Source organism: Lachnoclostridium sp. Marseille-P6806 (assembly GCF_900625025.1).
Lineage (GTDB): Bacteria > Bacillota > Clostridia > Lachnospirales > Lachnospiraceae > CAG-791.
Genome location: NZ_LR130581.1, coordinates 38,473 through 64,702 on the forward strand (window position 1 = coordinate 38,473; position 26,230 = coordinate 64,702).

23 protein-coding genes are annotated in these 26,230 nt (G+C 58.3%); 5 read left to right on the forward strand and 18 right to left on the reverse strand.

Features of this window, described 5'->3' with window-relative positions; genetic code table 11:
• Positions 1-4 precede the first annotated feature (4 nt).
• The 5 genes from E0E20_RS09660 to E0E20_RS09680 all read right to left on the reverse strand — a co-directional run bounded on the left by E0E20_RS09660 (position 5) and on the right by E0E20_RS09680 (position 7,262).
• Positions 5-901 carry a MetQ/NlpA family ABC transporter substrate-binding protein gene (locus E0E20_RS09660; protein ID WP_130838003.1) on the reverse strand — a complete coding sequence of 299 codons (897 nt, stop codon included), beginning with the start codon at positions 899-901 and terminating at the stop codon, positions 5-7.
• 114 nt (positions 902-1,015) lie between these two features.
• A complete protein-coding gene (locus tag E0E20_RS09665) occupies positions 1,016-1,678 on the reverse strand; it encodes a methionine ABC transporter permease (protein WP_130838004.1) in 663 nt (220 codons plus the stop codon).
• A complete protein-coding gene (locus E0E20_RS09670; protein WP_130838005.1) occupies positions 1,678-2,754 on the reverse strand; it encodes a methionine ABC transporter ATP-binding protein in 1,077 nt (358 codons plus the stop codon). Before E0E20_RS09670 ends, E0E20_RS09665 begins: the two co-directional genes overlap by 1 nt.
• Before the next feature lie 337 nt (positions 2,755-3,091).
• The gene (locus tag E0E20_RS09675; protein WP_130838006.1) at positions 3,092-4,402 is read right to left on the reverse strand and encodes an alpha-amylase family glycosyl hydrolase; all 1,311 of its coding nucleotides are present in this window, start codon (positions 4,400-4,402) and stop codon (positions 3,092-3,094) included.
• Positions 4,403-4,817: 415 nt separating this feature from the next.
• Positions 4,818-7,262, reverse strand: a complete 2,445-nt coding sequence (locus E0E20_RS09680) for an ATP-dependent DNA helicase (protein WP_130838007.1) — start codon at positions 7,260-7,262, stop codon at positions 4,818-4,820.
• Between the two features lie 193 nt (positions 7,263-7,455).
• Here E0E20_RS09680 and E0E20_RS09685 point away from each other — a divergent pair, with 193 nt between their 5' ends.
• Positions 7,456-8,148 carry a hypothetical protein gene (locus E0E20_RS09685; protein WP_130838008.1) on the forward strand — a complete coding sequence of 231 codons (693 nt, stop codon included), beginning with the start codon at positions 7,456-7,458 and terminating at the stop codon, positions 8,146-8,148.
• An 11-nt stretch (positions 8,149-8,159) separates the two neighbouring features.
• On the opposite strand, the gene lon is transcribed toward E0E20_RS09685, so the two are convergent.
• Positions 8,160-10,439, reverse strand: coding sequence for an endopeptidase La (lon, locus tag E0E20_RS09690; RefSeq protein WP_330508918.1), 2,280 nt, complete (start codon positions 10,437-10,439; stop codon positions 8,160-8,162).
• A 169-nt stretch (positions 10,440-10,608) separates the two neighbouring features.
• Between lon and E0E20_RS09695 the strand changes: the two genes are divergently transcribed.
• Together E0E20_RS09695 and E0E20_RS09700 are read left to right on the forward strand one after the other, a co-directional pair.
• Complete coding sequence (locus E0E20_RS09695) at positions 10,609-11,175, forward strand: TetR/AcrR family transcriptional regulator (RefSeq protein ID WP_165444057.1); 567 nt, start codon at positions 10,609-10,611, stop codon at positions 11,173-11,175.
• A gap of 10 nt (positions 11,176-11,185) precedes the next feature.
• Positions 11,186-11,455, forward strand: coding sequence for a TM1266 family iron-only hydrogenase system putative regulator (locus E0E20_RS09700; protein WP_130838010.1), 270 nt, complete (start codon positions 11,186-11,188; stop codon positions 11,453-11,455).
• A 72-nt stretch (positions 11,456-11,527) separates the two neighbouring features.
• On the opposite strand, the gene E0E20_RS09705 is transcribed toward E0E20_RS09700, so the two are convergent.
• The 5 genes from E0E20_RS09705 to E0E20_RS09725 form a co-directional block, all read right to left on the reverse strand.
• Positions 11,528-11,860: a hypothetical protein gene (locus E0E20_RS09705; RefSeq protein WP_130838011.1), complete on the reverse strand. Its 333-nt coding sequence runs from the start codon at positions 11,858-11,860 to the stop codon at positions 11,528-11,530.
• Positions 11,814-13,166 (reverse strand): DEAD/DEAH box helicase, encoded by a 1,353-nt coding sequence (locus E0E20_RS09710; RefSeq protein ID WP_130838012.1) that lies wholly within the window; start codon positions 13,164-13,166, stop codon positions 11,814-11,816. Before E0E20_RS09710 ends, E0E20_RS09705 begins: the two co-directional genes overlap by 47 nt.
• A 276-nt stretch (positions 13,167-13,442) precedes the next feature.
• Positions 13,443-14,060 (reverse strand): YczE/YyaS/YitT family protein, encoded by a 618-nt coding sequence (locus E0E20_RS09715; protein WP_242622748.1) that lies wholly within the window; start codon positions 14,058-14,060, stop codon positions 13,443-13,445.
• A gap of 9 nt (positions 14,061-14,069) precedes the next feature.
• Positions 14,070-15,182, reverse strand: a complete 1,113-nt coding sequence (locus E0E20_RS09720) for an iron-containing alcohol dehydrogenase family protein (protein ID WP_130838014.1) — start codon at positions 15,180-15,182, stop codon at positions 14,070-14,072.
• Positions 15,183-15,365: 183 nt separating this feature from the next.
• The gene (locus E0E20_RS09725) at positions 15,366-16,496 is read right to left on the reverse strand and encodes a 5-methyltetrahydropteroyltriglutamate--homocysteine S-methyltransferase (protein ID WP_130838015.1); all 1,131 of its coding nucleotides are present in this window, start codon (positions 16,494-16,496) and stop codon (positions 15,366-15,368) included.
• 206 nt (positions 16,497-16,702) lie between these two features.
• On the opposite strand from E0E20_RS09725, the gene E0E20_RS09730 reads away from it, so the two are divergent.
• The gene (locus E0E20_RS09730) at positions 16,703-17,650 is read left to right on the forward strand and encodes a LysR family transcriptional regulator (RefSeq protein ID WP_130838016.1); all 948 of its coding nucleotides are present in this window, start codon (positions 16,703-16,705) and stop codon (positions 17,648-17,650) included.
• A gap of 155 nt (positions 17,651-17,805) precedes the next feature.
• Here E0E20_RS09730 and E0E20_RS09735 read toward each other — a convergent pair whose 3' ends face one another.
• From E0E20_RS09735 to thrS, 5 genes are all read right to left on the reverse strand, one after another.
• Entirely contained in the window at positions 17,806-18,228 is a 423-nt protein-coding gene (locus E0E20_RS09735; RefSeq protein ID WP_130838017.1) for a flavodoxin, read from the reverse strand.
• 132 nt (positions 18,229-18,360) lie between these two features.
• Positions 18,361-18,912 (reverse strand): DUF3793 family protein, encoded by a 552-nt coding sequence (locus E0E20_RS09740; protein WP_130838018.1) that lies wholly within the window; start codon positions 18,910-18,912, stop codon positions 18,361-18,363.
• 260 nt (positions 18,913-19,172) lie between these two features.
• Complete coding sequence (locus E0E20_RS09745; RefSeq protein WP_130838019.1) at positions 19,173-19,952, reverse strand: ZIP family metal transporter; 780 nt, start codon at positions 19,950-19,952, stop codon at positions 19,173-19,175.
• 118 nt (positions 19,953-20,070) lie between these two features.
• Positions 20,071-20,577, reverse strand: coding sequence for an SEC-C metal-binding domain-containing protein (locus E0E20_RS09750; RefSeq protein ID WP_130838020.1), 507 nt, complete (start codon positions 20,575-20,577; stop codon positions 20,071-20,073).
• A gap of 56 nt (positions 20,578-20,633) precedes the next feature.
• Entirely contained in the window at positions 20,634-22,412 is a 1,779-nt protein-coding gene (thrS, locus tag E0E20_RS09755) for a threonine--tRNA ligase (RefSeq protein WP_130838021.1), read from the reverse strand.
• A 436-nt stretch (positions 22,413-22,848) separates the two neighbouring features.
• On the opposite strand from thrS, the gene E0E20_RS09760 reads away from it, so the two are divergent.
• The gene (locus E0E20_RS09760) at positions 22,849-24,210 is read left to right on the forward strand and encodes an MATE family efflux transporter (RefSeq protein ID WP_242622749.1); all 1,362 of its coding nucleotides are present in this window, start codon (positions 22,849-22,851) and stop codon (positions 24,208-24,210) included.
• Positions 24,211-24,237: 27 nt separating this feature from the next.
• On the opposite strand, the gene nagB is transcribed toward E0E20_RS09760, so the two are convergent.
• Both nagB and E0E20_RS09770 read right to left on the reverse strand, forming a co-directional pair.
• Positions 24,238-24,972, reverse strand: coding sequence for a glucosamine-6-phosphate deaminase (gene nagB, locus E0E20_RS09765; RefSeq protein ID WP_130838022.1), 735 nt, complete (start codon positions 24,970-24,972; stop codon positions 24,238-24,240).
• Between the two features lie 157 nt (positions 24,973-25,129).
• The gene (locus E0E20_RS09770; RefSeq protein WP_130838023.1) at positions 25,130-26,149 is read right to left on the reverse strand and encodes an SPFH domain-containing protein; all 1,020 of its coding nucleotides are present in this window, start codon (positions 26,147-26,149) and stop codon (positions 25,130-25,132) included.
• Between the last annotated feature and the right edge of the window lie 81 nt (positions 26,150-26,230).

Sequence of the window (26,230 nt, forward strand, 5' to 3'; positions counted from 1 at the left end):
AGCCTTATTCTCCGTCGTAGGGAATGACGTTCCCGTTGTAATTGTCGTTGATGAACTGGCGGATCTCATCGGATTTCAAAACCTCAACGAGCTTTTTGACCGCCTCGTTGTTCTCGTTCCCCTCTTTGACCGCGATGACGTTGACATAGGTCTTCGCCGCCTCGGACTCGGACGACTCATAGGCCAGCGCATCGCCGGAGACGGTGTAGCCTGCCGCCAGCGCATAGTTTCCGTTCATGACAGCGTAGGATACCTCTCCAATGAGATGAGGAACCTGCGCGGCCTCCACCTCCTGAATTTTCAGATTCTTCGGATTCTCCGTGATGTCATTGACGGTCGCGGTAAGTCCCGCATCCTCGGTCAGCGTAATCAGACCGTTGTCCTGCAGCAGAAGAAGTGCCCGCGCCTCGTTCGTCGTATCGTTCGGAACCGCAACGGTATCGCCGTCCGCCAGCTCCGAGAGGCTCTTCTTCGTGCCCGGGTAAATGCCGAACGGCTCGTAATGAATTTTGCCGGCCACGACAAGGTGCGTCCCTTTCTCCTCGTTGAACGATTCCAGATACGGAACATGCTGGAAGTAGTTGGCATCAAAATCGCCGGACTCGACTACCTCGTTGGGCTGCACGTAATCCTCAAACTCCGTCACCTCAAGGGTGACGCCCTCTGCGGCGAGAAGCTCCGCCGCCTTTTCCAGAATCTCCGCGTGGGGCGTGGGGCTCGCCGCGATTTTGAGCGTCACCGGGACCGCCGATGCCTCTGTCCCGCCGTCCTCTGCGGTCTGTGCCTCTGCCGCTTCCAGGGCGTCCGCCTGCGATGCCGCGCCCGCGCCGCTTCCGCAGCCGACAAGCGCGCCCGCCGCAAGAGCCGCGGTCAGCAGTCCTGCCAATACTTTCTTTTTCATAAATCTCCTCCTTGCCGAAGCATCTGATGCCGGCACGCGCGGTCTGTCTGCGCACACCTCCTTAAAAATCTATATACAAGGCGAACAGCCGCACAGACTGCCGCCCGGTATATCTTACGAATGCCGCCGGTCCAGCTTGGCCGCGAACCCTGTCCCCGCAAGCTGGAAGAGCTGGGTGAGCAGAACCAGCAGAAACACCGTCACCATCATGATATCCGTCTGATAGCGGTAATAGCCGTAGCGGATCGCGATATCGCCGAGCCCTCCGCCGCCCACGATTCCCGCCATCGCCGAATACCCGAGCACCGTTCCGAATACAATGGTGACGCCGACAATCAGCGAAACCCGCGCTTCGGGAAGAAGCACCCGGCGGATGATGGTGCCGTTGCCGGCCCCCATCGCCTGCGCCGCCTCGATAACGCCGTGATCCACCTCCTTAAGAGAGGATTCGACCATGCGGGCAATAAACGGCGCGGCGGAAATGACCAGAGGAACGATCGCACCGGTGGGGCCGTAGCTCTTGCCCACCACAAAACGAGTGAACGGAATCAGCAGAATCAGCAGAATCAAAAATGGAACGGAGCGCAGAATATTGATCATAAAATCGAGCGTGCGGTAAACGACGCGGTTCGGATGGATCCCGTCACGATCCGTGACAGCGCAGAGCACGCCGACCGGAAGTCCCAGAAGATAGCCGAACACCGTTGAGACGCAGGTCATATACAGGGTTTCTCCGATGCCCTGTACGATCATGGATACCACCTTGCTGTCAAACATCACCTGTCCACCTCCCCGCCATTCAGCTCTATTTCCTCAACGTCCAGCTTTCTGCCCCGGAGATAGGCTATCATTTCCTGCTGCAGCTCCCGGCCCTCCGGCAGTCCCAGTATCATCTCTCCCCGCGCCGTGCCCCCAACATCCTTGGTATCGGCCTTGAGAATATTGACCGGCGCGCCGAAGCGCAGGATCATGTTGGCGATCACCGGCTCGTAGGCCGAATTTGTAGAAAACACGATGCGGATGCAGCGGCTTCCCCGAAGCTCACGGAGAAATCCCGTCTTCGCGGGTGCGGGGCGCTCCTCCTGCGGAACCTGCCACTCATCCGGGTCCTTTCCCTCTATGATAAGACGCTTTGCCGCGGCCGACCTCGGATGACTGAAAATATCGACGACCCGGCCGCTCTCCACAAGATTCCCGGCCTCGACGATCGCGACGTTGCTGCAGATTTCCCGAACGACCGACATCTGATGCGTGATCACGACGATCGTGACCCCCATCTCACGATTGATTCGCCGCAGGAGCTGCAGAATCGACTGCGTCGTCTGCGGATCGAGCGCCGAGGTCGCCTCGTCGCAGAGCAGAATCTTCGGATCTGTGGCGAGCGCACGGGCAATCGCCACCCGCTGACGCTGTCCGCCGGAGAGCTGCGCCGGGTAGGCAAGCTCCTTGTCCGAGAGGTCCACCGTCCGCAGAAGCTCCTTTGCTTTCTGTCTGGCCGCGCTCTTTTTCATGCCCGCAATCTCGAGAGGAAACATGACATTGCTGATGACGGTGCTCTGCATCAGAAGATTGAAGCTCTGGAAGATCATGCCGATGCTGCCGCGCAGCTTTCGCAGCTCTGCATCGCTGAGGGATGAGAGGTCCCTCCCCTCCACCGTCACGGTGCCGGAGGTCGGCCGCTCAAGGAAATTGAGGCAGCGCACAAGCGTGCTCTTGCCTGCGCCGGACATCCCGATGATACCGTAGACATCCCCCTCCTCGATCCGGAGAGAAATATTCTTCAGCGCATCCACCGACGCTTCCTTGGTCTGAAAGGTTTTGAACAGATCCTTTACTTCAATAATGTAAGACATAACTGCCCCCGCCGCTCAAAGCACCGCTTTCCGAAACAAAAAAAGACAGCCGCCGTCGTATGCGCTGTCCCGAAGAGCTCTTCTTGCAAAATCCGTACTGCGGGCCCGTTGCCATTGCCCTGTCTGCACAGCAGACTCTCTGTACTTTCTGCGGAACGAATACATACCTGCCGGCGCCCGCGCGATACGGGAATATCTCCCGCCCCGCGCCGTGCGATGAATCTCTTTTATTTCCTACTGTTTCAATATGCTTTGAATTTCTTTACCGTACTGTACACTGCGCCTGTCTGTTTGTCAACAACAGATTTTCAAAAAAAGCCGGCTCCTCCGCTCACGCTCAGCGCTCCATCCGCCAGAACGCGGCGCTGTATGCCGGAAGAAGACTTCCTCCGCCGAAGTCGTGCGTCTTTCCGGTGAGGAGCTCCTCCGCCGTCCCGCATCCCGCGTCGAAATGCGCCATAAAGTCCGCTCCGTCCGCATTGATCGCGACAAGAACTCTCTCCCGCTCTGTCCTGCGCTCGAAAATGCACTGGCGGTTTGTCAGAAGAATGCTGCGGAAATCGCCGAAGCAGAGCGCCTCCGACCCTCGTCTCGCCTCGGACAGCCTGCGGATGAAATCCGTGAGCTCCGTCCATTCCGGTTTTGGCGCCGGTACGCGGAGCGCCGGATCGCCGTCTTTTTTATCACCGCGCAGTCCCCATTCGCTTCCATAATAGATGCAGGGGATCCCGGGCATCCCGAATGCCAGCGCATAAATAAGAGGAAGATGCGCCGGGTTCGATAGAATACTGGCAACGCGCGTGACATCGTGGTTATCGACAAAGGTCAGGAGGTTCTTCCCGCGGTACAGGCACCACGGCTCCGAACCGAACTGCCGCTGGAGCGAATGGTTGATTTCAAACATATTCATGCTGTTGAAGCTCGAAAACAGCCCCTTGTAGCATTCGTAGTTCGTCGCCGAATGCAGCATGTCGTCTGCCATAATGGTCTTATAATCGCCCCCGAGGATCTCGCCCACCATCCAGAAATCCGGCTTCAGCTCATCGGTGAAGCGCCGAAGTCTCCGGAGAAAATCCCGGTCAAGGCAGTACGCCACATCGAGCCGCAGGCCGTCGATGCCGAATTCCTCCGTCCAGAAGCGCACGGTATCGAGAAGATACTGCACCACCGCATCTTCACGCAGGTTCAGCTTCACCAGCTCGTAATGTCCCTCCCAGCCGTCATACCAGAAGCCGTCATGATAGGCGGAATCCCCGTCGAAGCTGATATGAAACCAGTTCTTATAGGAAGATTCCCGGCGGTGCTCCTGCACATCACGGAACGGGCCGAAGCCCCGGCCGACATGATTAAACACCGCATCCAGCACGACACGGATTCCCGCTTTGTGGAGCGCGTCACAGATCTCGCGAAAATCCTCGTTCGTCCCGAGGCGCACGTCAATTCTGCGGTAATCCCGAGTATCGTAGCCGTGCGCGTCCGATTCAAACACAGGGCCGAAATAGACAGCACCCACGCCCAGCCTCACAAGATGGGGAATGTAGTCCAGCACCTCGCGGATCCGATGCGCTTCGACTCCATCATTTTGAAGCGGCGCGCCGCACATCCCCAATGGATAAATATGGTAAAAAACACTCTCGTCAGCCCACATCTGTCTGCTTCCTCCCGGACGCCTCTCCGGGAAACGTCCCATACCGTCCCAGTGTAACTGCATTTTTCCGAGAATGCAATCTCCACGGCGCATCCGGGCATTTTTCATTGTTTGACTGTATTAGTCAATTAAATTATCATGACTTTGTACACAATTTCATGATTGACCGGTCCGAACGGTTTTTCCCCCGGAACTGGAGCCTAATTGGCCGAGAAATCCCCAGAATCCACAGAGTTATCCACAATAATAGGCCTTTTGACTCATTTCGACGCAGTTTTCCACAGTGACTTGTTCAGTAGATATCTAACTGTTTCTGAAATTTTTTGAATTTTCTCTACGATTTATACCAATTCAGCGCCCGTATGAGCAATCCGCGAAGCGGATGCGAATAGGGATGCTGATATTCAAACCAGCATTACAGCCACTCATTCCAGAAGCGGTCGATCCGCCCCGGGAGTTCCTCCGTAGAGATCTCCTCGTAATCCGACCACTCGCGCGGAAACAGACGCCGGTACCCACTCGTCAGAAAACGCTCGTCGAGCAGCGCGATCACACCGATATCCTGCTGCGTCCGGATCACCCGTCCCGCCGCCTGCATCACCTTGTTCATGCCGGGGAAACAGTAGGCATAATCGTAGCCGTTCACACCGGTTTCATTGAAGTACTCGCGGAGGAGCTCGCGCTCTCCGCAGATCTGCGGGATCCCGGTCCCGACCACGGCGGCGCCGATGAGGGAATCCCGCCGGAGATCGATGCCCTCCGAGAAGATACCGCCGAGCACCGCGAAGCCAATCAGCGTGTGCTCATCCGAGCTCTGCGCAAAGCGCGCGAGGAAAGCACTTCGCGCCGCCTCGTCCATTCTCTCCTGCTGACAAATGCACTCCGTCACGGATGCATCCTGATAGCGCCGCGCATAGACCTCTGCCACCTCACGGAGAAAGACGAACGAGGGGAAAAAGACGAGATAATTTCCGTGTCGCCCCGAGGTCATGTAATGAATGCCGCGCGCGAGACGGTCATACTGCTCCGGCCCCCGCCGCGCGTAGCGGCTGGTCACATCCCGCACGATAAGAAGCGCCCGCCTCTCGGGATCAAAGACAGAATGCGCGTACACCTCATAATCCTCCGCCCCGCCGCCGAGGAGCTTCTTGTAATACTGAATCGGCAGGAGCGTCGCCGAAAAGAGGATGGAGGACACACCTCTGTCCATACACCGCTGCAGATTCCTGCCCGGGTCCACGCAGAACAGCCGGATGCGGAAGCTCCCATCCGCAAATTCAGTGTAGATGCGGTAATGCTCGTCCATCAGCTCCCGGATAAGGAGATAGTGCGAGAGCTCGAAGTACAGATTCAGGATCTTTTCCTGCAGCTCCTTTTTCCTCCGGGACGGCTTCCTCACACGGCGGCGCGCCCTCCGGCGCTCCTCCTCCAGCCACTTCCCTACCCGGCCGTGCAGCGCCGTCACCGCGTCATGAAAGGTCGCGGTCTCGTCCTCTCCGCGGACAAGCAGAGCCTCCGTCTGCTGCCTGCGCCGCAGCGCCCCGAGCGCGAGAAGACAGCCCACCGTGCCGTCCGCAAGCTCCGAGCGCGTCCCTCGCAGAACCGCCTCCATACTCTCCAGAAAGCCCTGATCGATGGCCGCGCTGTACATCTCTCTCCCGCGATCCACGAGGTTATGGGCCTCATCCACAAGAAAAAGATACGCCCGCCGCAGCTCGCCCTCCCCGAAAAAGCGCCGGAGATAGACATGCGGATCGAACACGTAATTGTAATCCCCGATCACGACGTCCGAAAACAGGCTCATGTCCAGCGTCATTTCAAAGGGGCAGACATTGTGCTTCTCCGCACAGGCCGCGATCGTCCCGCGGTCGAAATGATCCGCCTGCGTCAGCAGCTCGTAAATCGCACGGTTGATCCGATCATAGTGCCCCTGCGCACGGGGACAGGCATCCGGATTGCAGTCGGGCCGGCCGAGAACACAGAGCTTTTCCTTTGCGGTGAGGGTCACGCTCTTTGCGGCAAGTCCCCCCGCACGGCAGAGCTGCAGCGTATCCTCGGCGACAGCTCCCGCAACCGTCCGCGCCGTGAGGTAAAAGATGCGTTCCGCCTTACCCTCCCCCATGGCCTTAAGCGCCGGGAAAAGAGCTGCGATGGTTTTGCCTGTCCCGGTCGGGGCCTCGAGAAAAAGCTTCCGTCCGCGCACAATCGTCCGGTAGACATGCCCCATCAGCTCCCGCTGTCCCTCGCGGTAGGGAAAGGGAAAGGCCAGCGCCCGAATCGAATTCTGCCGCTTTTCCAGCCAGCCCAGAGCATACTCCGCCCATTTCCGGTATTCCCGCATCAGCGCCCCGAACCATGCCGCCAGCTCTTCGCGGGTCTGCCTTTCATAAAAATAATGGATATCCTCGTTGTCCAAATTGACATAGCTGAGGCGCACATAGACAAACTCCGCCCCCTGTTCCGCACAGTACATCCATGCGTAGCATCTGGCCTGTGCGAGATGCACCGGGTCCGGCTCTGTCATCCGGGCGAGGTTGCGGTAGGTGGACTTGATTTCATCGATGACCGGTCCCTCCTCGCTCGCCGGATCGTCCGGGAGGCGCCCCGTAAAGATACCGTCCGCCCGTCCTTCCACAAGGACGGAAAACGGACGGAAGTTCGGTTCGGTATATTCCCAGCGGCAGCACAGCGAAACCTCCGGCTGATAATCCGGCCCCGCCTGCTTCTGAAGCCTGCGGTGCATCCTTGCCCCCGCAAGCATGGCCTCTTCCGGCGCTGCTCCCGCCCTGTTATCCAGATCGCCGTTCCGCAGCACAAATTCCACAAGACTGCGAACAGATACCCGCATTTCTGTCGTCATGCCGCTATTATACTACCTGCACGCATATTCGAACATACTTTCGCTTCTCATATTGACCGGATATTCCTGCCATAAAAATGCGAAATATTTTCTTTTGATTCTTGACTAAATAAGTCAACTTGTGTAGACTAAGGACAATAATCCACAATATTTAGTATATTCTGCACAGGATGCTTCATCTTCGAGGACTTCCATGGATCGTTTTTTCCGCCATTCCCGTTCCATCCATTTCCGTCTGTCCGCCGCTCTGTGCGCACTGGGCGCCGCGGCCTTTCTCTCCGCCCCGTCCGGCAGCGTCTATGCGGCCGCAGGAGCAGAGGGCAAGGTCACCGCTGTCAGTGCCCCTGCGGTCCGTGAATACCACTTTCCTGTCGGAACCTCGCTGGAAAGCATGGGCCTGCCCGCCCGTCTGAACATCACGATGACGACGGACAAGGGGGCTGAAATCCAGAGCGTCTCCGAGGTCGACTGGAAAGGGTATTACGACGCCGGCACAGCGGGAAGCTACTGGCTCGACTGCGAGCTGCCGGATGCTTCGGAGGGCGGAAGCCCCTGCGCCGCTGCGCTCGACATGCCGGTAATCCGGGTCATACTCTCCGACGCCACACAGATCACCCGCGTTGCTTCCCCCGCGGCCAGCTCCTATGTCCGGAGGCTCGGCTCCGATATCGAAGAGATCACCGCGCTGTTTCCGGAGCGGCTGAATGTCGTCTTCACGACAAAGTCCGGCGGCGTCACCTCCACAAACGAGGTGACCGAAGAAGTCAACTGGGTCTGCCGCGGCTATCAGCCGAACCGCGCCGGCGACTATCGCTTTACCGCTGTCTTTACCGATGAGGGCCTGCGCTTTTCCGCCATGCCCTCCATCATCGTGACGCTGCGCTGACTGTTTTTCTCTCAGCCCACGCCGATCGCCGCGAGCACCTCACCCGCCGTCCGCACGGGGACAAGAGTGAGACTTTCTCTCACCTCAGGGGAGACTTCTGTCAGATCCTCTGCATTTTCCTCCGGGATAAAGACCCTGTGCACACCGGCTCTCTGCGCGGCGAGGAGCTTTTCCGGCAGTCCGCCGATCGCCGTGACGGCACCGCGGAGCGAAACCTCGCCCGTCATTGCCACATCCTGCGGAACGACGCTTCCTGTCACCAGAGAGGCGAGCGCCGTTGTCAGCGTGATGCCTGCCGACGGACCGTCTTTCGGCACCGCCCCGGCCGGGACATGGATGTGAAGGTCATTCTTCTCAAAGAGCTCTGCCTTATCCGGAAACATATCTTTTACAAGACTGACGGCGATCTGCGCCGACTCTTTCATCACGTCGCCGAGCTGCCCGGTAATCGTGAGTTTCCCGTTTCCCCCGGTAAACAATGTCTCAATATGCAGAATTTCGCCTCCGGCCTGTGTCCACGCAAGCCCCGTCACCACACCGGGCCTGCCCTCATCGAGAATGCGGTCGTGCCGCACCGGGGGCATGTCGAGGAGCTCGCGCAGTTCCTCCGGTTTCACGGAAACGTGCTCCTCCGGCGTCCTGGAGATCCGGACGGCCGCCGTCCGGCACAGCGTGTCAATCCGCTTGCGCAGGCCCCGCACGCCGCCCTCCATGGTATAGTCCTCGATGATGCTGCGCAGCGTTTCTTCACTGATTGAGAGCTGATCCTCCGCGATTCCCATCGCCTCCATCGCCCGGGGAAGCAGGTGCTCCTTGGTGATACGGAGCTTCTCCTCCGGCGTATAGCCGGTGAAGCTGATCACCTCCATACGGTTGAGGAGCGGCGCAGGGATCGTGTCCGTCGTATTCGCAGTGCAGATGAACATGACATTCGACAGATCATACGGGACATTCATGTAGTGGTCCGTAAAGCTGTTGTTCTGCTCCGGGTCCAGCACCTCGAGCAGTGCGCTCGCCGGATCGCCGTTGTAGGAGACGGCGAGCTTGTCCACCTCATCGAGCACCACAACCGGGTTGGAAACACCGCTCCTTTGAATGCCGTTCATGATACGGCCGGGCATCGCCCCGATATAGGTTCTCCGGTGTCCGCGGATATCCGCTTCATCACGGACACCGCCGAGCGCGATGCGGACGTATTCTCTGCCGAGCGCCCGTGCAATGCTCCGTCCGATGCTGGTCTTGCCGGTGCCCGGAGCGCCGACAAAGAGAAGAATGGAGCCCGCCTGCTGCTTCCTGAGATTCATGACTGCGATCTGCTGAAGTATTCTGCGCTTGACCTTTTTCAGTCCGTAATGATCCTCGTCGAGAATGCGTTCCGCCTCTCCCAGATCGATGAAGCGCGCCTCCTCCTTTTTCCACGAAAGGCTTGTCACAAAATCGAGATAATCATAAAGCATCGCCGTCTCCGAGTTTTCCCTGCCCTCCTGCTTCAGGCGGTTCAGAATCTTCTCGGCCTCTTTCCGGGCCGTCTCGTTCATGCCGGACTCGGCGATCTTCTTTTCAAAGCGCTGCACATCGGAGACGTTCTCGGGATGCAGCGCGTCAAGCTCTTTCTGCAACAGTTCCATCTGCTTGCGGATCGCAGACTCACGGTACATGTTCTGATATTCCTGCTGACGCTCGGAATGCGCCTCGTTCGTCACCCGCGAGATCTCGAGGAACTCATAGGACACGCGCTCGATCATCGCCGTCCGCTTCGCAATGCTGTCCTCCGCGAGCAGCGCGTAGCGCTCCTCATGATCGATGGAAAGCCACGGAGAGAGCGAGACCACGACGCCGTTCATATTTTCGATCTGACCGATCCATGCCTTTGCCTGCTCTGCCCAGTCGAAGCCGTCCGCGTAGGTCTCCATCGCTTTCTTCAGGGCCTGCAGGCGCTCATAGCTCTCGGCCTCGTCCATGTCATGCTGATCGGCCCGGCGCGAAATGGTGAGATCAAAGCTGCGGTCGCTGTTCATCCATATCATATCGATGTTGACGCGCCCCAGCGTCTTGATGCCGATATAGCCTTCCTGACTCACCTCACTGATAACGCCCTGCACGCCAATCGGGTGAAAGCTCTCCTCGTTCATCGCCTCGCGGGTCCCGTTTTCCTTTGCAACAAGGAGCACCACCTTCTCGTCCAGTGCGCCGCCGCGGCCGGCCAGCTTGTAAAACTCCTGCGTCTGAAAATAAATATTAGTATCGGGCATCACAATCTTGTTGTATACGGGAATCACTAACATAATCATATCCTCCGCGCCGAAGCGCATCATTCCTCATTCTGTTTTATTCTGTTAGCACTCAAATCAAAGGAGTGCTAACTACTCTCGATATTACGCCGCGGTTTGACAACTGTCAACGTTCATGGTTTACTTTTCACAAACTGTTTATATCTTTACATCTGCGGGGATTCTGTCCATGTATACCGGTTCCAACAAAACAGCCCTGTCCTCCCAGCAGCAGATCGCCGAAGCGTTCGTCTCGCTGCTCGAAAACAGGGCCTATTCCTCTATCAGCATCAGTGAAATATGCAAGAAAGCCGGCGTGTCGCGTCAGACCTTCTATTCTCTTTTTGCTTCCCGGGAAAATATCATCAGCTACGTGCTCGAAAAAAAGCACGGCTACGATCCCGGCGAGAAGTGCAGCCGGACTGCGGTTTCTCTCGCCGAGCTGAGCACCAGCTGCGCCGTCTATATCACGAAAAAAAAGCATGTTCTCTCGCTTCTCGTCCGCAACGACATCATCTACCTGATGCACGAGAGTCTTTATACCTCGTTTCTTTCCTGCCGCTGCTTTCTTCCTGCCCGGAGCGAGTCCGAGCGGATCTACTGCGCCGAATTTTTTGCAGGCGGTCTGTCCGCCATTGCCAAAACCTATATCCAGCAGGGCGCGGAGGAATCCGCCGAGGAATTGGAGCGCATCATCTGCCGTCTGTTTTCGGGGGCTTTCTTCAAGGGCGCCGCCGCGCAGCGCTCCCCCGCATGAAAGGAGAAACATGAATACGAATTCTGCCACAGAGGAGTCGCGCATCGCCGTCATCGGCATCATCATCGAGGACACCGCAGCCGCCGCGCCGCTCAATGAAATTCTGCACGAATACAGCGAATACATCATCGGCCGCATGGGCATCCCCTACCGGAAAAAAGATGTGCACATCATCTCCATTGCCATCGACGCGCCCACCGATATCACCTCGGCGCTCACCGGACGGATCGGACGGCTCCCGGGGATCCGCACAAAGACTGCGTACGCATCCCGCTCATAAAAGACGTTCCCACGACGATGTTCCCGCGATGTTTCCGTGATGTCTCCGTAATGTCTCCATTACGAGTTTCCATTACGAAAGTCTGCGGATCCGCTCCGCCAGTTTTCTCTCTCCCGTGAGGTCGTACACCATGCGGTAGCAGTCGCACGCCTGCCGGCGAAGCACGGCCGCGGTCTTTAAGGCTTCACACGCGGCGGAACTCCCGGCCCCGGCCTCTTCGCGCAGCGCCGGACCTTCTTCATGCAGAGTCTGCCCGGCGCTCTCCGCCGCCCGCCGCTCCGCCTCCTCCGCCTGTGCAAGGAGGGCTTCCAGCTCCCTGCCGTCCTCGAAGTCATACGCCTCCGGGCGGCAGTAATATTCATACAGAAACTGTTCCGCTATGTGATTGATACTGACTTTTTCCATATCGCGACGTCCCGCTGCCCGGTCTCCTGTCCGGGCTTCCGTCCCGGCCGCTGCGGCGTCTTCCGCTTATGCCCGGGCGGCTGTTCCTGCCGCCTGCCGCGCCGGAGCTGCCATAGCCTCTCCCCGCAGAGTGTCTCCTGTCCGCGCCGCTCTTTCGCCGGGCGGCGCGCGCGGCTTTCCTCTCCAAGGGAACGGAATAGCTCGTCTCGATCTCCGGGATCTCTTTCTTCATCATTTTTTCGATATCGCGCAGAAGCTCCAGCTCCTCCTCGCAGCAGAGCGTCACCGCCTCGCCGCTCTCCCCGGCCCGGCCCGCGCGTCCGATGCGGTGAATATACGACTCGCTCTCCATCGGCAGATCGTAATTGAACACATGAGTGATCTTCGGAATATCGATTCCCCGGGAGGCCACGTCCGTCGCCACCAGCACCTTTACGCCGCCGGAACGGAAGCGCTCGAGCGCATTCTGCCTCTGTCCCTGCGTCTTGTCGCCGTGGATCGCGATGGCCGCGACCCCCTCCTTTCCCAGATCCCGGACAAGACGGTCCGCGCCGTGCTTTGTCCGTGTGAAGACGATGGATTTCTTCACCTCCTCTTTCTTCAAAAGATCGCCGAGAAGATGCTTTTTATCCACCTTTTCCGTAAAGACCAGAGACTGGTTCACCGTGTCCGCGGGATCAGTGGTCTGCGCCACCTTGACGATCGCCGGGTCTGTCAGCAGCTCTCCTGCGAGCTCCTCGATCTTCGGCGGCATGGTCGCGGAAAACATGACAGTCTGCCTCTCTCCGGGAAGATGGGAAGCGATCTTACGCACATCGCCGATAAAACCCATATCCAGCATACGGTCTGCCTCATCGAGGACGAAGATCTCCACCTCCGAAATGCGGATGTATCCGCTGTTCATGAAATCCTGCAGGCGCCCCGGCGTCGCGACCAGAATGTCACAGCCCCTCTCCAGCGCCGCGATCTGCGCGCCCGGCTTTGCACCGCCGTAGACGCAGACGGTGCGCAGCTTCAGATAGCGCCCGTATTTCCGGAAGCTGTCAAAAATCTGTATCGCCAGCTCTCTCGTCGGCGTAAGCACCAGCGCGCGGATTTTCTTCGGCCGGATCTCCTCGAGCCGGTTCAAAATCGGCAGCGCAAAGGCCGCTGTCTTTCCGGTTCCGGTCTGCGCGCAGGCGATCAGATCCCGTCCGGCGATGATCTCCGGAATCGCCTTTTCCTGTATCGGCGTCGGCTCGCTGTATCCCGCCTTGCCGACCGCACTTTGAATGTCCCGTTTCAGTTTCAGTTCCTTAAATGACAAAGTTCTCACCCTACCGAAGCGCCGGCTCACGGAGCGGCCCGGGCTTCGGAGCGGACCCTCCCGCGCAGAGGGCTCTGCTCTCCGCGCAAAAAAGCTGATCCGACGCCATTTGCCAGACCAGCTCTCTCTGTATTCACTGCAAACATAGAAATATTAGCACAGCGCGGCAGAAAGTGCAAATACAGCGCGCCGCTGTATACGCCGCAGGCTCCGCCGCCGCTGCGAAGCCGTCCGTTTTACGCCGGCCCCTCTGCGATGATAAGCCGCGGGCCACCGTCATTTTTTCTTCCCGTAGCGGAGCGGTTCCGCGACCGTATGATTGAAAAAGGAAATCAGCGGCCCCATGAAGAACGCCGTGATGATCGTTCCGAGGCCGAACGTCGCGCCGAGGAGCCCCCCGATCACGACGCAGATCAGATCCGTCGCGATCCGGATATACTTGAATTTCCACTTCGGCACCCGCTCGTCAATGGTCACGGCGACCGCGTCGTAGGTCGAAATTCCCATATCCGCCGTCATGTAGAGAGCCGACGCAAAGCACATGATCACGACCGCTGTGAAGAGCGCCGCCAGCCTCAGCGCAAAGCCCGGATTCGGGTGGAGCCGGTCAAGACACCATTCCATAAATTCCGCAAGATATCCGATAAGGAACAGATTGATCACTGTCCCCAGACCAATCTTGCGCCGGTTCACAAAAAAAATCACGACCAGCATCACCGCGTTCAGAATCGCGTAAAACGTTCCGAAGCCGATCGGCGTCAGTCCCCAGACGCCGTGCGCAAACACCTGAAAGGGGTCAAGCCCCAGATCGGAGTAGCTGAAAATACCGACGGAAAGCCCGGCAACCGATACGCCCAGCACCGTCATAAGAATTCTTCTGTGAAGCTCTTTCATGATTCCCCCTCAGCGTCCCCAGTATGCGATTCGCCGCAGCGTCTCACGGCTCACGGCAAACGGCGCTTTTTTCAGCTTCGCCGTGTTCTCCATGGCGGTATCCACAGCATGCTCGAGAATGCTCTCCGGAAGCTTCCCGCCGCCGCACAGCAGCTCATAGCAGCGCTGCCAGTCGACGAGATCCGCAAAGCCCGCCGTCTCGAGAAGATAGCGCCTCAGCTCCTCCGGCCCCTCCGCGAGATATCCCGCCTGAAAGTATCCGATGGCCGCGCCGTGCGCCATATGCTCGGAATAAGTGATCGGATAGGACAGCGCATGCGGCAGAGAGGTGCCGGACTGTGCGATCGCCATGCCGGCGAACATGGATGCGCGCATCAGATTCGTATAGTCCTCCGCCGTGTAAAGCCGCTTTCCGTCTCCGGACTTCGCCGCGCGGAGCAGCAGCTCCCGGCTCCGGCTCCACACTTTCAGCCCGGCATCGGCGCACATCCGCGCGGCATCGCTCACATCGGCGTTGAGGCAGCTCTCCCAGAGATGTCCCAACGCATCCACCGCGGTGTTGCGGATAACCGTCTCCGGCGCGACCGCCAGATATTTCCCGTCAACCAGAGCCGTATCGCAGAAGATCCGGTGCGGAATCGCCGCCTTTGTCTGCTGATCATGGAGCGTAAGGACGCTGGCCGCCGTCACCTCGGAGCCGGTCCCGCAGGTCGTGGGAATCAGCACGAGCGGCAGGCGGTGACGCCCGTTTTTCAGCTCTCCGTGAAAAAGAAAATCTGCCGGTTCCTCCGGATACGCAAGCATCAGCGCAATCGCCTTTGCCGCGTCGAGAGGCGAGCCGCCGCCGATGCCGATCACGCAGTCCGCTCCCTCCGCAAGGCCGAAATCCCGCGCCCGCATCACCGTCTCCACCGACGGATTCTCCTCTATGGCATCGAACAGCACATGCTCCGTGCCGCAGGCTTTCAGCGCAGCGCACACATCATCATACGAGCCGTTCGCCCGGGCGGAATGACGCCCCGTGACGACGAGCGCGCGCCTGCCCGCTCCGGCAAACACCTCCGCATGCCGCCGCACACAGTCCGCTTCATCATATACCTGTACCGGCATGTAAAACTGCATGGATCCTCCTTTGCTCCGAAGCCGGGCGCTGCCGCAGCGGAGTTCTGTTCCCTGTTGTCGGACAAAAACAGACGCCTCGGGTCAGCACACCCGGAGCGCCCATATCCATATTACCAACTAATCTGATACATTCAATAACGAATGTTGCGTTGCCGCGAAAAAACTGCCCTGCCGGCTCTCTGCTCACGCATCCTGCCATGTATCCTCGGCAATCTCGCGCACCAGAGCGACTTTCTTCCACTGCTCCTCCTCGGTGAGCCGGTTCCCGATCTCGCAGGAGGCAAAGCCGCACTGCGGACTGAGGCAGAGCCGTTCCAGAGGAAGATATTCTGCAGCCTCAAAGATCCGCTTCTTCACCGCATAGCGGTCCTCGAGCTTCGGCGATTTGGTCGTGACAAGGCCCAGAACAACGGTCTTGCCCTCCGCAACCTCGGCGAGCGGTTCAAAGCCCCCGGAACGGGCGTCGTCAAATTCCAGATAGAACGCGTCGACATTCTCCCGCGCAAACAGAAATTTTGCGACGTCATTATAAGCGCCCTGCGCCGCCCATGTGGAATGAAAATTGCCGCGGCACACATGCGTGTTGATCGCCAGATCCGCCGGCTTTCCCTCGATCGCAAGATTATTGATCTCGAGATACTGCTGCTTGAGTCTCTCGAGCCCGGCGTCGTCGGTATCAAAAAAGCGCTTGGCGAGCGGATCGACAAAGAGTCCCCACGAGCAGTCGTCAAACTGAAGTGTCCGGCAGCCCGCCTCGTAGATCTGCCGGATAAAGCTGCGGTAGCCCGCGGCGATGTCCGCGATCAGCTCGTCAAAATCCGGGTAAAACTGCCGGCTGTGCTCCGCGGCAAAGGGCATCGTGAACTGCTCGAGAAACTGCGCCGGCGCGGGGATCGTGAGCTTTGCGGCCGTCCTTTCGTCCGTCAGGGAATTGACAAAGCGAAAATGCTCGATAAAGGGATGATGCTCCGCCAGAGAAAGCCTGCCGGTCAGATAGGTATCATCGATCTTTGCCGTCTCGCCGTGAAAGGGGAGCCCTGTCTCCGTCGGCCGGTGTCCGACGCCCTCAAAGCCCCACATGAAATCCAGATGCCATGTCGCCCGGCGGAATTCGCCGTCCGTAATAGTCTTCAGGCCCGCCGCTTTCTCCTTGTCCACCAGATCGCGAATCGCCGCGTCCTCAGCCTCTTTCAGCTCCCCGGCGCCGATCCGTCCGGCCTCAAAATCAGCCCGCGCTTTCTTCAGCGCCTCCGGGCGGAGAAAGCTTCCCACCACATCATAGCGCGACGGAGATGTTATCGTCCCTGTACTCATCCAATCCTCCTCTGCCGGACACACTGCGTCCGGCTGCATGCTTTGTAAAGTCATTGACACGCTTTTCGAAATCGTTTACATGAATTGTAGCCGTTACAAAACATTTTGCAAAATACATAAAAATGTTATTCTGTAATAGTTTCAGGCTATCACAAAATAACATTTTCATCACCAATCAAACCGCTTCACGATAAAAGGAGGCCCCTATGACACTCCAGCAGCTCCGCTACATCGTCGCCATCACCGAGACCCGCAGCATCACTGCTGCCGCGGCAAGACTCTTCGTCAGCCAGCCCAGCCTCACAAATGCCGTCCGTCATCTGGAAGAGGAAATGAACCTCTCTCTCTTTGTCCGAAGCAGCCGCGGCGTCGAGCCCAGCTCTGAGGGAAAGACTTTTCTCTCCTACGCGCGGCAGGTTCTCGAGCAGGCCAATCTTCTCGAGGAAAAATACAAGAACACGCAGCGGCAGAGCCCGCGCTTCTCCGTCTCGTGCCAGCACTATTCCTTTGCTGTCGAGGCGTTCGTCGACGTCATCCGCCGCTTCGACGCCTCCGACTACGATTTCACACTGCGGGAAACGCAGACCCATGAGATCATCGAGGATGTGAGCCGCCTGACCAGCGAAATCGGTGTCCTCTATCTCTCGTCCCGGAACGAAGAGATCATCCGCAAGCTCCTCCACCGGAACCGGCTCCGCTTCCAGCTTCTCTTTGAGGCGAAGCCCCACGTCTTTCTCCGGCGCGGACACCCGCTCGCCGGACGGGAGCAGATCCGGCTCGAGGAGCTGCAGTCGTACCCGTATTTCTCGTTCGAGCAGGGCGAATACAATTCGTTTTATTTTTCGGAGGAAATTCTGAGCGCAGCGGACAGTCCCAAAAACATCAAGGTACGCGACCGGGCCACCCTGTTCAGCCTCCTCATCGGTCTCGACGGCTATACCGTGAGCTCCGGCGTCATCAGCGAAACGCTGGACGGCTCCGGCATCATCGCCCGCCCCCTCGTCTCGGACGAAATCATGCGCATCGGCGCCGTGACCCAGAAAGATATGATACTCTCCCGCTACGGCAAGTGCTATCTCGAGGCGCTCCACGAACACATCAAAAATCCGGCTGCTCCCCCTCTGACCGGGAAACAGCCGGATCCTGCCATATAACGGCGCATGTCTGCCCGCAGGCTCTGAAAAATCATCGCCGCCGTCTGCGGATTCACTTTACGCACCTGCGGATCAGCTCCACAAGCCTTGTCAGCTCATCGATTCTCTTCTGTATCGTAGGTCTCACAGAATCACCCCGCTTCCCGAAGCGCTGCTTATGCCAGCGCTTCCCCGAGGGCTCTGCACTCCGCCTTTGCCGCGTCGTCCGGTTCATTCTGGCAGGTCACGCTGTCGCAGCAAAGCGCCGCGCCAGCGCTCTGGCAGCGGGCTTCCCAGTCGAGCATCCACGCCCCGCCGCCCCAGCCCCATGAGCCGAACAGGGCGATCTTCTTTCCGGAGAGCTGTCCCTCCACCGAGGAGAACATCGGTTCAAACTCCGTCTCCTCCAGAACCTCCGCACCCATCGAAGGGCAGCCGAACGCGATCGCATCATAGTTCGACACATCGCCCGCAGAGAACTCCGCCGGCCCGAGGACCGTGACCTCGGCGCCCTTTGCCCGCGCTCCCTCTGCAACCGCATCCGCCATCGCTGCGGTGTTGCCGGTGCCGCTCCAAAAAACCACTGCTACCTTGCTCATTGTAATCTCCCTCTTTCTGTATGTACTTACTGTCCTGCCGTTGTCTGTTGCCGCTGCCCGCTGCTGTTGCCTGCGTTTTCCGCCGATTCCGGTCCCCGCGGGTTCGTGATCACCGCTCCGCAGAGTGTCTGTTCAGATCCGCACGGCCAGATCCCGGAGGCATCTGCCGGCCGCGAGGCTCTGCCGGTAGCATTCGGTACAGCGGCGGTACTCCGCAAAGCAGCGCGCCGCGCGGTTCACATCGCCGTACACCTTCCAGTAGCCGGTCAGCTTGCAGCCCTCCTGCGGACTGCGGATAAAGCCCTCCACGTCCTCCGGCGGATAGCCGAGAAAAAGTCCGATCTCATGCGGAAATTCTTCCGATTCCCGAACACGGCCGATCATTTCTTTCACCAGCTGCTCCGCATTCCCGCCCCGGTAGCCGCGCGCCCGCAGCATGCCGCTCGCCTGCGCGTCTCCGAAATCTCTTTGCAGAAGAGCCGGGCGGTACATATACAGAAGCACGCGTCCGCGTCTTGCACGGACCGGCACCACGCGGAGCCCCACCGGCCCCAGCATCCGGTTAAGCCGCCGGAGCTCTCCGGCGAGACGCTTTGCGCCTTTGTACTCTGCGGAAAAAAGATTTGCGGATTTCAGGCCCGCCAGCGTCGGCGAACAATGCTCGATCAGGAATTGCTCGGACATCGCTGTTATACTCCAATCGGTTAGATTTAACTAACCAATCGCCCGGAAATAAGGCGCTGGACAGCGCCTCCATTCCGTTTTGACCAAATTCCGGGTTGGCCAAATTCTGGTTTGAGCGAACTCTGTTTCGATTGGTTAGTCTTGTATAACTATTCACAGTTTAGAGCATCCCTTCCGATTTGTAAAGAGGCCGACTCGAATTTTTCTTTCGGCAACGCAATCTGTCTTTCCGCGACAGCTCCCCGCCGCGTCTTTTCTTTTCATCCCAGCGCTACATCGAGGATCATCATGAGCACAAAGCCGACTGAAAACGCAAGCGTGCCGATATTCGAGTGCTCCCCCTCCGACATCTCGGGAATCAGCTCCTCGACAACGACATACATCATGGCACCCGCCGCAAAGGCCAGAAGATACGGCAAAACCGGCACGACAGCGGCCGAGGCCAGCACGGTCAGAGCAGTCGCCGCAGGCTCCACCGCACCGGACAGCATGCCGTAAAAAAAAGTTTTCTTCCTCGGCATCCCCTCGGCAAGAAGCGGCGTCGAGACGATGGCGCCCTCCGGAAAGTTCTGAATCGCGATTCCGACAGAGAGAGCCAGAGCCGCGGCCAGACTGACCGTCGCCTCCCCGGCAATCCACCCCGCAAAGACGACGCCGACCGCCATTCCCTCCGGAATGTTATGGAGCGTGACGGCAAGAATCAGCTTCGTCGTCTGACTGAGGGGACTGCGCGGCCCCTCCGCATGGTGATCCATGTGCATATGCGGTGTGACAACATCGAGGAGCAGAAGAAAACCGGTACCCGCAAGATACCCTACTGCCGCGGGAAGAAACGCCAGCTTTCCAAGCGCCTCAGAGCTGCTGATCGCCGGCTGCAGAAGACTCCAGAAAGAGGCCGCCACCATAACGCCCGCCGCAAAGCCGCCAAGGCCCTTTCGCAGCGCCGCTGACATCTCCGCTTTCATAAAAAACACAAGCGCCGCGCCGAATGTTGTTCCAAAAAACGGGATCAAGGCTCCCGCTGTCAGTTGTAAAAGCATACGATGATACCCCATTCCCGGTAAAAAACACCCGCCGGCCTTTTCACCTGAACGGCCAAAGCCCGGAAGAGCGCTTTACAAAGCGTTCCGATGCAGGATGTGCACAAAACCTGCCTGTTTACGCATTTTTTCCATGACATTTCTTGTACTTTTTGCCGCTGCCGCAGGGGCAGGGATCGTTGGGATAGACTTTCTTTTCCTTTACGACCGTGCCGGACTTCTTCTGCTCGAGATAGAGCTCTTTACGCTTTTCCTCCGGGAAAATGCTGTTCCATTCCTCCAGCCCGTACAGCCAGTCCGCGCCGGCCGCCACCATGTTCTTATAGAGCTTCTCCGTGTTGAACGCGAGGGAGACCTCCGTGTTCTCGTCCATGGTCTCAATCGGATTTTCCGTCTCGAGTGAATCGTTGATCCCGTCCAGAAAGCCGACCATATATTCCAGAGAAAGGCCGTACTTTTCCGCAAGACCGCTGACCGTCCCCTTTACCTCCGTATCGGGCTCCTTAAGGAGCTCGGCGTACACATCGCGCTCCTTTTTGAAATAGTCTGCCCAGAGTCTCTGCAGATCACCCTTATTCGCCTTTTCGTTATACGCCTTGTTTCTCCAGTCCTGAAGAATTCCCATAATCCCTGTCTCCTTGCTTCTGTTATGGCCTGTGTTACCGCGGTGTCATATCGGCGTCATACGCCGAGCTCCATCTCACGATCCGCGATCTGCCGCAGCACCGCGTCCCGGAACGCCTCTGTCGTCATGGTCTTTGATTCGCCGGTATCACGGTTCCGTACGGTCACCGTACCCTCCTCAACCTCTTTCTGGCCGATGACCAGCATATACGGCACACGGTCGACCTGCTGCGCCTCGCGGATCTTGTAGCCGATCTTCTCGGAGCGGTCGTCGAGCTTCACGCGGATGCCCGCGGCTTTCAGCTCATCATAGAGCTTTCCCGCATAGTCCAGACTCTTGTCGGAAACCGGCAGAATCTTCGCCTGCACCGGGGCAAGCCACAACGGGAATTTGCCACCGAGATGCTCGATGAGAATGCCCATGAAGCGCTCGACCGAGCCGAACACGACGCGGTGAATCATGACCGGCGTGTGAAGCTCGCCGTCCGCCCCCACATACTTCGCATCGAAGTTCCGGGGGAGCTGGAAATCAAGCTGGATTGTGCCGCACTGCCACTCTCTGCCGAGGCAGTCGCGGAGGTGAAAGTCGATCTTCGGGCCGTAGAAAGCGCCGTCGCCCTCGTTGACGATATAGTCCAGTCCGAGCTTTTCGAGCGCGTGGCGCAGACCGTTCGTCGCGTTCTCCCACTCCTCGTCGGAGCCCATGTGATCCTCCGGCATGGTGGACAGCTCCACATAATAGGTAAAGCCGAATTTATGATAGACCTCATTGATGATGCGGGAGATGTTCCCGATCTCCTGCTCGACCTGCTCCAGCGAGAGCAGCGTATGCGCATCGTCCTGATGGAAGCAGCGGACGCGCATAAGGCCATGCAGCTCGCCGGACTTCTCATAGCGGTGCACAAGACCGACCTCGGCATAGCGCAGCGGCAGCTCCTTGTAGGAGCGCGGGCGCTGCTTGTACACCAGCATCGCGCCGGGGCAGTTCATCGGCTTGATGCAGAAGAGCTGATCGTCGATGCTCGAGGTGAACATGTTGTCCTTGTAATGTCCCCAGTGACCGGAGGTGACCCAGAGGGACTGATCCAGCATAATCGGCGTCTCGATCTGGTGATAGTCCTCTCTGGTGTGAATTTCCCGCCAGTAGGACATCAGCTCGTTGCGTACAATCATGCCGTTCGGAAGAATAAACGGAAAACCGGGCCCCTCGTCCATGAACGCAAAGAGCTCCATCTCCCTGCCGATCCGGCGGTGATCGCGCTTTGCCGCCTCCTCGATCATCTTCTCATACTCTTCCAGTTCCTCTTTCGAGGCAAAGGCCGTCCCCGAGATACGGGTCAGCATTTTGTTGTTCTGATCCGCCCTCCAATACGCGCCCGACTGTCCCGTGACGCGGAACGCCTTGAGCGCCTTGGTATAAGTCAGGTGCGGGCCGGTGCACATGTCGATGTAATCGCCCTGCTGGAAAAAGCTGATGCGGGCATCCTCCGGAAGATCGCCGATATGCTCCGCCTTGTAGTCCTGTCCGCGCTCCTGCATGAACTTTACCGCCTCAGCGCGGGGAAGCTCAAAGGTCTTGAACGGAAGATTCTCTTTCACGATCTTCCGCATCTCGTCCTCAATCCGCCGGAGGTCGGCGTCGGTCAGCTTCGCTTCCCCCAGATCCATATCATAATAGAAGCCTTTCTCCGTCGCGGGGCCGAACGCGAACTTCGCCTGCGGATAAAGGCGCTGCACCGCCTGCGCCATGATATGCGCGGCGCTGTGGCGGATCACATGGAGCTCGTCCTGCACGGGGCACTCCTCCACTCTGCCGTCATTGTACAAAATCTTCATACTGCGATACCTCCTGCTCCGGCTTCCGCTTGCGAACGCGGAAGCCATCGTTCATAATAAGTAAATGATTCGGCATTCGCCAGGCGGACATGCAAGCATGTCCATTTGGCTCATTGCTCACGGAAATAAAAGAAACACCCGCGAACAACGAAAGTTGCCCAAGGGTGCTGATCATTCGCACGGTTCCACCTTGACTTTTCACTCATGCCCCGTTAACGCCGGAATACGGTGATGCTTGCTGTCTCGCATCACAGCTCGGGAGGGGTGCACAGCGCCGCGGTCTGTCCGGTAATTGCAGCCGTTCCCGAAAAGGGGAGCGATACCGGATCTCTGCTTCAGATCATGAGCGGACTGTGTTCTCCGTCATTGCTGACTAGAATATACAACCCGGGCAGGCAAAAGTCAAACGGCAAAGGTGCAGAAACTCTTTAAGAAGGTGTACAGAAGCATGCTCCGCATCAAGGTCAGAAAGGGATTTTATCCCGAAGTATTCGCTCTCGTTCTCCCGATCATTCTCCAGAACCTCATCAGCACGGCGGTCGGAACCGCCGATGTCGTGATGCTCGGCATGGTCGGGCAGACCGCCCTCTCGGCATCTTCTCTCGCCGGACAGGTCGCTTTCATCCTCAGCATCTTTTTCTTCGGCATGCAGTCTGCCATCACCATCCTCGCCGCCCAGTACTGGGGCAAGGGCGACCGTTCGACCGTCTCGAAAATCTACGGCCTCGCGCTTCTGATTTCCGTGCCTCTGTCCGCCGCGGCCATGCTGCTCGCGCTCTTCTGTCCCGGTTTTCTCATGTCCATCTGGACGAACGATGCGGAGCTGATTGCCGAGGGAATGCACTATCTGCGCTTCGTCGCGCTCTCCTATCTCTTCATGGGCATCTCGCAGATGTACCTCTCGGTGATGAAGAGCTGTGAGCGCGTCCTGCTGTCCACACTGGTATCCGGCTCGACGCTGCTGCTCAACATCCTCCTGAACGCCGTGCTCATTTTCGGACTTTTCGGCGCGCCGGTCATGGGGATTCGCGGCGCGGCGCTCGCCACCTCCATCGCCCGCGGCCTTGAGCTTCTCATCTGTGTGCTCGACATGCTGCGCCAGAAGCTCCTGCCAATGCACCCCCGCATCATATTTCGCATACCGAAGACGCTGGTGCTCGATTTCATCCGCTACTCCGTCCCCGCGCTTGTCAACGATATCGCGTGGGGCGTCGCCTATTCGATGTACTCCGTGATCATGGGGCATCTCGGCTCCGACATCGTCGCGGCAAACTCCGTCGTCACCGTATGCCGGAACCTCTGCACCACCATCGGATTCAGCCTTTCGGCCGCCTCCTCCATCCTCATCGGCAAGGAACTGGGCGAAAACAACATCGAGCAGGCGGGAAACGACGCAGACGCGATTCTCATGCTCTCGTTCCTTTCGAGTGCGGCGACCGGGCTGATCCTTTTCCTCGTAAGTCCCGTCATTCCGGACCTCACCCGCCTCACCGAAACGGCCCGCGGTTATCTGCGCATCATGCTGTACATCAATGTCTTTTACCAGATTCCGCAGGTTGTCAACACGGTCATCATCAGCTCTCTCTTCCGGGCAGGCGGCGATTCCCGCTACGGCATGATTCTCGATATTCTTTCGATGTGGGCCTACGCTGTCCCGCTGGGCCTCATCAGCGCCTTTGTGCTGAAGCTCCCGCCGATCTGGGTCTACTTTCTGCTCTGCACCGATGAATACGTCAAGCTCCTGCCCGAATTCATCCATTACCGAAGCGGCAGGTGGCTGCGGAATCTGACGCGGTAGGTTCGCCTTTGACTTATCAGAGACCTCTTACTTCACATCCGTGAGCGAAAGCGCTTCTTCGTCGCACACGACGACCACATTCGGGTGAAGCTGGAGAACCGACGCCGGAACCGCAGGCGTCACCGGCCCGAAGAACGAATTGCAGATCGCCTCCGCCTTTGCCCGGCCGCTCGCCACAAGAACAACCATTTTCGCCCGCATGATGGTGCCGACGCCCATGGTGATCGCTTCCCCCGGCACCTCCTCCCGGCTCGCAAAGAAGCGCTTGTTCGCCTCGATCGTGCTGTCCGTCAGCTTTACGATATGCGTTCCGTCTGCAAAGGTCTCCGCCGGCTCATTGAAGCCGATGTGGCCGTTGTTGCCGATGCCGAGGAGCTGAATATCCACGCCCCCTGTCCGCCGCACCGTCTCATCGTATGCGCGGCAGGCCGCCTCCGCATCCGCCGCAAGACCGTCCGGGACAAAGGTGCACTCCCGGCGGATATTGATGTGACGGAACAGATTCTCGTTCATAAAATAACGGTAGCTCTGGTCATGCTCCGGCGAAAGGCCGCAGTACTCATCAAGATTGACCGTCGTCACCGCGCTGAAATCGAGATCTCCCTGCTCGTACCACTTCGCCAGATACTGATACAGGCCGATCGGCGTGGAGCCGGTGGCAAGTCCCAGCACACAGTCCGGCTTCAGCACAACCTGTGCCGCCAGAAGCTCCGCTGCCTTCCTGCTGATTTCGTCGTAGTTCTTCCCTCTGATGATGCGCATGACGCTCTCCTTTTTGGAATACTCTTCCATGCATAATTATGTGAAGAATTTTTCTTTCATTATACCGAATTACACGGAGCCTCACAATGCTTCACAGATGTCTTGCCTGCCGCAGTGACCTCACCTGCCGCCGCGCAGCCCCGCCGCCGGAAAGCGCTCAATCTTCCACGTCCGCGATGATGGCCTGCGTCGTGCGGGATGCCTCTCTCGTCACTTTGCTGCTCTCGGGAGTCAGGCAGGGATCCTCCTTGGGCTGCGGCTGCGGCTTCGGCGTTCTGTCCACCGGCGTCGCGTCACCGATTCCCAGAGACTCGGCCATCACGCCGAGCGATGACACCACGCCCGCAATATCCGACGGCATGTAAATCTTCGTGGCCCGACCGTCCGCGACGTCCTTGAGCGCCTCGAGCCCTTTCAGGCGGAGAACGGAATCGCTGACATTCGCGTTCTTGAGGGCCTCAAGACCATCGGCCTCCGCCTCGTAAACCATCTTGATCGAGCGCGCGCGGCCCTCTGCCAGAGCAATCTGTGCGTCCCTCTCCGCCTCCGCCGCAAGGATCTTGGCCCGCTTGTCTCCCTCGGCGCGGGAAACCACGGCCTCCTGATGCGCCTGTGCCTCGAGAACCGTCTGGCGGCGCTCACGCTCAGCACGCATCTGCTTGGTCATAACCTCCTCGATCTCTTTTGGCGGCTGAATGTTTTTGATCTCGACACGGGTCACTTTCATGCCCCACGGGTCGGTCGCCTCGTCAAGAATCGCCTGCATCCGGTTATTGATCGTCTCGCGCGAGGTCAGGGTCTGATCGAGCTCCATGTCGCCGATGATACTGCGGAGCGTCGTGGCCGAGAGGTTCTGCAGGCCGGCGATCGGATTCTCCACGCCGTAGGTATAGAGGTTCGCATCAAAAACGCGCATGAACACGACAGAATCGATCATCATGGTCACGTTGTCCTTCGTGATGACGGGCTGCGGAGGGAAGTCGAGCACCTGCTCCTTGAGGGAAACCGTACGCACCACACGATCGAGCAGCGGAATCTTGATGTGGATGCCGGCACCCCAGATACATTTGAATTTTCCCAGATGCTCAACAACCGCCTCCTTGCTCTGATTGACAATGCGGATGTTCGGAATGAGAATGACAAGAGCAATAACAAGCACAATAAGAAAGATGGGCATTCTGTTTTCTCCTTTTCTGGCTGTCGCAAAGTCTCTGATACACCTTTATTATTTTATCATATCGAAACGGACGCCACGCAT